General features: G+C 43.9%; 8 protein-coding genes. 7 read left to right on the forward strand and 1 reads right to left on the reverse strand.

Annotated elements, in window-relative coordinates:
- Nucleotides 1-58 precede the first annotated feature (58 nt).
- The 5 genes from ACTHOQ_RS11185 to ACTHOQ_RS11205 all read left to right on the forward strand — a co-directional run bounded on the left by ACTHOQ_RS11185 (nt 59) and on the right by ACTHOQ_RS11205 (nt 6,526).
- Nucleotides 59-1,741, forward strand: coding sequence for a methylmalonyl-CoA mutase family protein (locus tag ACTHOQ_RS11185; protein ID WP_440496226.1), 1,683 nt, complete (start codon nt 59-61; stop codon nt 1,739-1,741).
- The gene (scpA, locus tag ACTHOQ_RS11190; protein ID WP_440496227.1) at nt 1,738-3,888 is read left to right on the forward strand and encodes a methylmalonyl-CoA mutase; all 2,151 of its coding nucleotides are present in this window, start codon (nt 1,738-1,740) and stop codon (nt 3,886-3,888) included. Before ACTHOQ_RS11185 ends, scpA begins: the two co-directional genes overlap by 4 nt.
- Nucleotides 3,888-4,982: a methylmalonyl Co-A mutase-associated GTPase MeaB gene (meaB, locus tag ACTHOQ_RS11195; RefSeq protein WP_440496228.1), complete on the forward strand. Its 1,095-nt coding sequence runs from the start codon at nt 3,888-3,890 to the stop codon at nt 4,980-4,982. Before scpA ends, meaB begins: the two co-directional genes overlap by 1 nt.
- A gap of 71 nt (nt 4,983-5,053) precedes the next feature.
- The gene (locus ACTHOQ_RS11200) at nt 5,054-5,494 is read left to right on the forward strand and encodes a BrxA/BrxB family bacilliredoxin (protein WP_440496229.1); all 441 of its coding nucleotides are present in this window, start codon (nt 5,054-5,056) and stop codon (nt 5,492-5,494) included.
- Nucleotides 5,495-5,569: 75 nt separating this feature from the next.
- A complete protein-coding gene (locus ACTHOQ_RS11205; protein ID WP_440496230.1) occupies nt 5,570-6,526 on the forward strand; it encodes an aromatic acid exporter family protein in 957 nt (318 codons plus the stop codon).
- 25 nt (nt 6,527-6,551) lie between these two features.
- On the opposite strand, the gene prli42 is transcribed toward ACTHOQ_RS11205, so the two are convergent.
- Nucleotides 6,552-6,647, reverse strand: a complete 96-nt coding sequence (gene prli42 / locus ACTHOQ_RS11210; RefSeq protein ID WP_008404197.1) for a stressosome-associated protein Prli42 — start codon at nt 6,645-6,647, stop codon at nt 6,552-6,554.
- A gap of 117 nt (nt 6,648-6,764) precedes the next feature.
- On the opposite strand from prli42, the gene mce reads away from it, so the two are divergent.
- Nucleotides 6,765-7,178, forward strand: a complete 414-nt coding sequence (gene mce / locus ACTHOQ_RS11215) for a methylmalonyl-CoA epimerase (RefSeq protein ID WP_440496231.1) — start codon at nt 6,765-6,767, stop codon at nt 7,176-7,178.
- Nucleotides 7,179-7,192: 14 nt separating this feature from the next.
- Nucleotides 7,193-8,740 carry an acyl-CoA carboxylase subunit beta gene (locus tag ACTHOQ_RS11220; RefSeq protein ID WP_440496235.1) on the forward strand — a complete coding sequence of 516 codons (1,548 nt, stop codon included), beginning with the start codon at nt 7,193-7,195 and terminating at the stop codon, nt 8,738-8,740.
- Nucleotides 8,741-9,451: the final 711 nt, after the last annotated feature.

A 9,451-nucleotide genomic window follows, 5' to 3' on the forward strand; every position in this document is an offset into this window, starting at 1 on the left:
TGTAAAATATAGTACAGAAATATAACAAGGGGGGAAGCTATTAAGCGTCCACATGTCTATGAATATGAAAGAAATCGAATTTCAATCAGCTAGCTATGATCAGTGGAAAGAAGAAGCGGTAAAAGCTTTAAAAGGCAAGCCATTTGAATCTTTATTCACAAAAACGATTGAAAATATAACACTTGAACCACTTTATACGCAGGAAAGCTTAATCGAAAAGTTGGGTGGGCAATTGGAAAAGCAAGTGTCCACAATTCGTTCATTAACACAAAAGACGAGCTTTGCCGTTGCACAGCAAATTATGGGGAATGACGCAGAGAGCTTTTTTGTGAATTTGGAGGAAAGTTTATCGCGCGGTAATGAAATGATTACAATTAATAGCCCTGCAGCCTTTGATTGGTCAGAAGAAAACGTGCACAAACTCGCAGCGTATTTATCGGAAAATTCATTCAAAATTACTGTCGGATCTTCTGAAGATTCATTGTTGCAAGTATTTGATCAAATTGATGAAGCAAAGCGCGAAAATGTACAAGGCTATGTCATCGCCCCGCAACCTGTACAGCTGGCGGACTATCCGAATGTGCGCACATTTGCAGCGAATACGATTCCTTTTCATAATAATGGCGCAAATGCGGTGCAGGAGCTTGCCATCGCATTGGTACAAGCAGCTGAAATGGCAAATGAGGCAGCTGACTTTAAAGCGTTTGAAAATAAGTTTTTCGTGCAGTTTGCTGTCGATACACAATTTTTCGCGGAAGTGGCAAAAATCCGTGCGTTCAAAGTATTGTGGAAAGCGTTTGCTTCAGCATTCGGCAATGAAGCAAGCGCTGTCCCTGTCGTAGTGGAAACATCTGTGCGCAGCTTCTCGAAGTATGATGTGTATGTAAACTTGCTGCGTGCGGGCAATGAAGCTTTCTCGGCGGCAATCGGCGGTGCGGACGTTGTCACAGTTCATCCGCATGATGCTTTAACACAATATACAGAGCAGTCAACTCGTATTGCGCGCAACGTCTCCCTTGTTACAAAAGAAGAATCGCATGTCACAAATGTTATGGATCCGGCTGGCGGTTCGTATTTTATCGAATCATTGACAGCGGATTATGTGAAAGAGGCATGGTCGTTATTTTTGGAAATCGAAAAAGCGGGCGGTCTGCAGGCTTACGGGATCGATGCAAAAATCGAGGAAGTTTATAATGCAAGAATCAAGCAAGTGGAAACACGCAAGCATTCTTTAATAGGCACGAATATTTACGCAAATCCTGCAGATGAAATCCCAACAGTCGAAAATGCGCATTTTGCACAAGTAAAACGCTTAGCGGTACCATTCGAAAACTTGCGTGCAAACTTTGCAAAATCAGGCTTAAAACCAGCTGTTTTAACATTTGGTCCATTGAAAAATTACAAACCGCGAGCTGATTTTGTGCAAGGCATCTTTGCAACAGCGGGCATTGTTGCACATCAAACGGAAGGCTTCCGAACAATTGAAGAAGCAAAAAACTGGTTGGCATCTGCGGATTACGATTATATTGTCGTTGCTGCAACAGATGATGATGCGAAGGAGTTAATCCCGGCGTTATTGGAAGGCAAGAAGCAAAATATTCTATTGGATGCTGCCGGAAAATATAAAGAAGAGGAAGCGACTTGGACAGCAAATGGCTTAAACGGCTTTATTTTTGCAGGCCAAAACATTGTGCAAAAGCTGAATGATGTCGTGTTGAGTGTGAAGGGGGTACAGCAATGAACAAAGCAAATTTCGAATCCGTTGTAATTGAACATGTGTTACAAGGAGAGCAACATACTTCTACAGGCTCATATATGACGAATGAAGGCATCGAAGTAAATACGGTTTATAATGCGCAAAATATTGAACAGGCAAAACATTTGAAAGATGTAGCGGGCATCGCACCAAACACACGCGGACCATACCCGACGATGTATGTGGCGCGCCCTTGGACTGTACGTCAATATGCCGGCTTCTCAACAGCAGAAGAATCAAATGCCTTTTATCGCCGTAACCTGGCGATGGGGCAAAAAGGATTATCGGTGGCGTTCGATTTAGCGACACATCGCGGCTACGACTCAGACCATCCTCGTGTGACAGGTGATGTCGGGAAAGCTGGTGTAGCAATCGATTCCGTTGAAGATGCGAAAATATTATTTGATGGCATTCCATTAGATCAAATGTCTGTATCGATGACGATGAATGGCGCGGTATTGCCGGTATTGGCTTTCTACATCGTTGCGGCGGAAGAGCAAGGCGTATCACCGGATAAATTGGCAGGGACGATCCAAAATGACATTTTAAAAGAATATATGGTGCGTAATACATATATTTACCCACCGGCAATGTCGATGAAAATAATTGCGGACATTTTCGAATATACGGCAAAATATATGCCGAAGTTCAACTCGATTTCGATTTCGGGCTACCATATTCAAGAAGCGGGCGCGACAAATGATATTGAGCTTGCCTATACATTGGCGGATGGTCTTGAATATGTGCGCACAGGTTTAAAAGCGGGCATTGATATTGATGCATTTGCACCGCGATTATCGTTCTTCTGGGCGATTGGCATGAACTATTACATGGAAATCGCCAAAATGCGTGCGGCACGTCGTATTTGGGCACAGATGATGTCGACATTCAATCCGAAAAATTCGAAAAGCCTTGCATTGCGTACACACTCGCAAACGTCTGGCTGGAGTTTAACGGAGCAAGATCCATTCAATAATGTGACACGTACATTAATCGAGGCAAATGCTGCAGCGATGGGTCATACACAATCACTGCATACGAATGCATTGGATGAAGCGATCGCATTGCCGACAGACTTCTCTGCACGCATTGCGCGTAATACACAGCTGTTCCTGCAAGAGGAAACAGGAATGACGAACGTAATCGATCCTTGGGGCGGCTCATATTATGTAGAAAAGCTGACAGAAGAGCTGACGGAAAAGGCATGGGAATTAATCGAGGAAATCGAAGGACTTGGCGGAATGGCAAAGGCGATTGAAACAGGTCTTCCAAAAATGAAGGTTGAGGAAGCAGCGGCAAAACGCCAGGCGAAAATCGACTCAAAGGCGGAAACGATTGTAGGCGTCAACAAATACCGCCTTGCAGAAGAAGATCCAATCGATATTTTGGATATCGACAATGCGATTGTTCGCGAAGCGCAAATTGCCCGCCTTGCAAAAATGAGAGCGGAGCGCAATGAAGAAGAGGTGCAAAAGCATTTGGCCCGTTTGACAAAAGCGGCTGAAAACGGATCGGAAAACCTATTGGCTGTTGCCGTCGACGCAGCTCGCGCTCGTGCATCATTGGGCGAAATTTCCGATGCGATCGAAGCGGTATCAGGTCGCCACAAAGCGATTATTCGTTCGATTTCAGGTGTATATTCAGCGAACTTCTCTGATGACGAAATGATTGCCGAAGTAAAGCAGATGACGGAAGATTTCCTTGAGGCAGAGGGTCGCCGCCCGCGTATTTTAGTCGCGAAAATGGGTCAGGATGGACATGACCGCGGTGCAAAAGTTGTTGCTACGGGCTATGCGGATTTAGGTTTTGATGTTGATATTTCGCCGTTATTTATGACACCGGAAGAAACAGCGCAAATGGCCAATGAAAACGACGTACACTGTGTCGGTGTGTCTTCCCTTGCAGCAGGTCATAAAACATTGGTGCCTGAACTTATTGCAGAGCTGAAAAAACTGGGGCGCGAAGATATTATCGTCATTTGCGGCGGTGTTATTCCGGCACAAGATTACGACTTCCTATATGAAGCCGGGGCGGTGGCGATTTTCGGGCCAGGTTCCGTTATTCCAGTGTCGGCAATGCGCATTATTGAAGAAATTTATAAAAAGCTCGGCTATGAGGAAGTGGCGGAATAATGATGCCACATCAAGACAAGAGTGCTTTGTATGTCATGGATGGTGTGAAGGGTGGTCATGATGGAATGAGCTATTCAAACCCGAAAAAATTCCGTAAAAAAAAGCAGGAAGCGCTTGATATCCGAAAATTGGCGGAGGAAGTGCGGGCAGGTGACCGTACATCCTTATCAAAAGCGATCACGCTAATTGAAAGTTCAAACAATGCACATAAAGAAGACGCCCAAAAACTTTTGCAAGAGTTACTGCCTTATACCGGGGATTCGATTCGTATCGGGATAACCGGAGTACCGGGCGCAGGGAAAAGCTCATTTATCGAAGCATTCGGTACAATGCTATGCAAAACGGGGAAGCGTGTAGCTGTTTTGGCCATCGACCCGAGCTCGTCGCTATCAGGCGGGAGTATTTTGGGCGACAAAACAAGGATGGAAGAGCTCGTGCGTCAGGAGAATGCTTTTGTCCGCCCATCGCCGAGTGCCGGGACATTGGGCGGTGTCCATAAAAAATCCCGTGAAACGATGCTTTTATGCGAAGCGGCCGGTTATGACGTTATTTTAATAGAAACAGTCGGTGTCGGACAAAGCGAAACATATGTGCGCGGCATGGTCGACTTTTTCCTGTTGCTTGTGCTGACAGGTGCTGGAGACGAGCTTCAAGGGATGAAGAAGGGCATTATGGAGCTGGCGGACGGCATTATCGTCCATAAAGCGGATGGTGAAAATATACGCCAGGCTCGTCGGACGATGCAGGAATATAAGCAGATCCTTCATTTCCTGCAGCCATCCACGCCAGGTTGGCTAAGCACGGCTGTAACTGTTTCATCAATGGAAAAGAAAGGCTTGGAAAGTGTTTGGGATATGCTAGTGGAATTTGAGCAGAAGGTGAAGGAATCTAATTATTGGAATATTCGCCGTCGTGAACAAACACGGGATTGGTTCCATACGATGATTACCGATCATTTAATCGATTCATTTTATAAAAGTCCGGAACGCAAAAAGCAGGTGCGCTCGCTTGAGGATGAAATATTGTATGGGCGTCTGACTGTTACGCAAGGGGTTAGTGCTTTATTTGACGAAAAAAATACGAATGAATTATAATCAACAGTCTTTGCACATCTTTCGTAACCTTGCTATGATTATAAGGAAAATTGAAAGGGGCTAAAAAGCTTATGAACATGGATTATGATTTATTTATGCAACAAATTACAACGACTGCACGTGCAGAAATGGAAGCGGCGGGCTATGAGCAGCTGCGCACACCAGAAGATGTTGAAGCAGCGTTTGCCCGTAAAGGTACTACACTAGTTATGGTGAATTCCGTATGTGGTTGTGCAGGCGGCATTGCCCGTCCAGCTGCGACACATGCAGTGCATTATGATAAACGCCCTGACCATTTAGTGACAGTTTTTGCCGGCCAGGACAAAGACGCAACGGCAGCAGCACGCTATCATTTTGGCGAGGACCATATTCCTTCTTCGCCATCATTCATTCTATTGAAAGATGGTCAAGTTGTCGGGGAAGTCGGCCGTTTTGAAATCGAAGGCCATGATCCGATGAGTGTAGTAACAAACCTGCAAGGCCACTTCGAGGAAAACTGCGAAGAGATTTAAAGCGATTATTCGAGTGTACGGGCAGCGCTTATGCATGCCCGCTGCACTTGCTGTAAATGAGGGGGATACTCCGATATGAAAAAGTTTTCAATCGGCTATCGTACACTTAAAACCGCGCTTGGAGCTTCGGTCGCGATAGCAATTGCCCAATATTTTGAATTGCAGTTTTTTACCGCGGCAGGCATTTTAACGATTCTCTGTATACAGCCAACAAAGCGTAAATCGGTCCATGCTGTCTATACACGCATCGTATCGACACTTATTGGGATGACATATGCATTCATATTTTTCGGAATATTCGGCTATTCACCGATTGTACTAGGGATTGTCCTCCTGCTGTTCATACCGACGATCGTCTCGCTTGGAGTTGTGGAAGGCTTTGTGTCAAGCGCAGTTATTATGATGCATATTTTTCTGACGGCAAACTTTACATCCGACTTGTTTTTAAATGAATTGGCATTGATGGCAACCGGTTTTGGCGTCGGTTTAATCGTCAATATGTACATGCCCGATATTCAGCACGGCTTGTTTTACCACCGTGAGAAAATCGAGGCATTATTAAAAAAGATTCTTGCCGAAATTGCAGGCTATTTGCGAAATGGCGACACGCTTTGGGATGGAAAAGAGCTAATAGAGGCTGCGCAAGTTTTAAATGCGGCGAAAGCTTTGGCGTTCAAAGATGTAGAAAACCATTTAACACGTAAAGAAAATTTGTATTATGTATATTTTGATATGCGTGAAAAGCAGCTGGAAATCATCGAGCGTGTGCTGCCGAAAATTACGGCATTGCCTGTAATGACCGAGCAAGCCCCATTGATTGCAACATTTTTGGAAGATTTAAGTGAGCATGTTCATTCGGGGAATACCGCAAGCCACTTTTTGGAGAAGTTGGATAAAGTGAAGAGTGAGTTTGCCAAAATGCCGTTACCAGCCGATCATGAAACTTTTATTGCAATGGCATCGCTATATCAGTTTATCGAGGAAATGGATGAATATCTCGTTATTAAGCAGTCATTTAAAGGGATAAAATAAAAAAAATGGATGCGTGAAACATCCATTACATAATTGCTGCTACACCCATTGCCACTGTTGAGATTAACATAATCACAACCATTGAATAAACGACAATCTTTTGGAATTTTTTGTTGCTCATTATTTTCGCTCCTTCATGATGAACTAATTTTAGTTTATCAAATCTCAAAGAATTCTCAAGTACAATTGATTTTACATTATTGAAATTTTTAAATTTTATTATAGGGGAGTCAACATCGTGGAAAAAGTCGATCATATTGGTATTGCTGTACGCAATATTGAAGAACGTATTACATATTACACAGAAACGTTAGGCTTAAAATTATTAAAAGTTGAAGAAGTAGAGTCACAACAAGTAAAGGTAGCTTTTATTGATGCGGGAAACGTAAAAATTGAACTGCTTGAACCTATGAGCGAGAAAAGCGCGATTCATGGCTTTTTGGAAAAACGCGGAGAAGGAATTCACCATGTGGCATTCGGCGTCACGGGGATTCGCGAGCGCATGGCAGAACTGCGGGAAAAAGGTGTTCGACTGCTATCGGACGAGCCGGGGCCAGGTGCTGGCGGAGCGGAAGTAGCATTTTTGCATCCGAAAGACTCATATGGTGTACTTTATGAATTATGCGATAAAAGCGGAAAAGGGGATAAATGAAAATGACAATTACAATGGATATGTTTGATAAAATCAATGAGCTTTATGATCGTAAAGAAGCAATTCAGCTTGGCGGCGGTGATGCGCGCATTGAAAAGCAGCATGAAAAAGGCAAAATGACTGCCCGCGAGCGTATTGATATGCTGTTGGATGAAGGGACATTCGTTGAAATTAACCCGTTCATTACACACCGCACTGTTGATTTCGGCATGGAGAAACTGGAGGGGCCTGGTGATGGTGTTGTTACAGGTTTCGGTAAGATCAATGGCCGCAATGTTTATTTATTCGCACAGGACTTCACGGTGTTCGGCGGGGCGCTCGGAGAAATGCATGCGAAGAAAATTGCTGCAGTAATGGATTTGGCTGCGAAAAACGGAACGCCTTTTATCGGCATCAATGATTCGGGCGGTGCGCGTATTCAAGAGGGTGTGCTTTCATTGGACGGGTATGGTCATATTTTCTACCGTAACTCGATATACTCTGGCGTCATCCCGCAAATTTCGGTCATTATGGGGCCATGTGCGGGCGGTGCGGTTTATTCGCCTGCAATTACAGACTTTATTTTAATGGTTGACCAAACATCCCAAATGTTTATTACGGGACCAAAAGTAATTGAGACGGTTACAGGCGAGAAAATTTCCTCTGAAGGTTTGGGCGGTTCGAAAGTGCATAACGCGATTTCCGGGAATGCTCACTTCCGAGCTGAAAACGAAGAAGCCGCGATTGTGCAAATCCAGCAATTGCTTTCCTACTTACCGCAAAACAATAAGGAAAAAGCACCGAAACAGCCCGCTCCAGAAGGTGACAACTTCCGCTCGGAGCTTGTGGATGTTGTGCCGATTGACCAAACAAAATCATACGATGTCCGCAAAGTGGTGGAACAAGTGGTCGACGAAGGCTCGTTCATGGAAGTACAAAAAGAATTTGCGAAAAACATCGTTGTCGGGTTTGCCCGTATCGCAGGCGAATCAGTAGGTTTAGTATGTAATCAGCCGAAATTTTTAGCGGGTGGTCTTGATATCGATTCATCCGATAAATTGGCGCGCTTCGTTCGTACTTGTGACGCATTCAACGTGCCGGTCATCACATTCGAAGACGTGTCTGGCTTCTTCCCGGGCGTAAAGCAAGAACATGGCGGTATTATTCGCCATGGCGCAAAAATCCTTTATGCATATTCGGAGGCAACTGTACCGAAAATCACGGTTATTTTGCGTAAAGCATATGGCGGCGCATATGTTGCATTGAACTCGAAAGCGATTGGCGCGGACTTAGTATTCGCATGGCCAAACGCTGAAATCGCTGTAATGGGTGCTGCAGGGGCGGCGAATATCATCCATGCAGGCGAAATCGCGAAATCTGCAGATCCGGAAGGCACGCGTGCAGCGAAAATCGAAGAATACAAAGAAAAATTCGCCAACCCATATGTAGCGGCATCCCGCGGTATGGTGGACGATGTGATCGATCCTCGTGAAACACGCATTAAGCTAATTCAAGCATTGGATATGCTTTCTACAAAGCACGAGGACCGTCCATTCAAAAAGCACGGGAATATTCCGCTGTAATTTTTTAAAAAAGCATTCATATCTTAAATTACCCGAGACACACAAAAGTTTATAGCTCTCATAAAACATCTCTTAAATGATTTGTATATATACAATCATTTTTGAGGTGTTTTTTGTTTTATGAAAAGTCTATAAGGAAACAAGATGAAGTACTGTCATTTAGAGAGATTTTTTCTTTCATGCAGGAAAACCGCTCTTACAATTTCTCGAAAAAGCGGTCTCTATTTTTAAGAGAGCCCTGAAAATCAGCCTTGTTCCTTCAGCGTTTCATTTTCAATTCGCAAGTTTTCTGCAAACAGCAAACGGACTTGTTTCTTCTGGGAATTTGCCTGTATATTATATTCACTGGTTAAAAAACCCGCGTAATACTAGACAGTAAAATAGAGGGGTCCGATTCCCGCAAGGTCCGCTATTACCGGTAGGAAAATCCGTTTAAGGGCCCGCTTTCAAAAATAGACGGAAAATTTCCGCTTATTTAAAAAATACTATACAAAATGGCTTAAATAGACGGAGAAATTCCGCCTATTGATCCAAAAAACATGAAAATGGCAAATTTTCCTTTGTATAATCGGAAAATCTCCGCTTATTTCCCCCGAAACGAGTTCAATTGCGCAAATAAGCGGAAAAACGAGAGTGTCGATTAAGTTATATTTTCTTTTGGTCCTAACCCATTTTTTTCACACATTTTGTGGTAATTAAGTTTTTTTGTAC

Source organism: Solibacillus silvestris, assembly GCF_051967575.1.
In the GTDB taxonomy this organism is placed as follows: domain Bacteria; phylum Bacillota; class Bacilli; order Bacillales_A; family Planococcaceae; genus Solibacillus; species Solibacillus silvestris_B.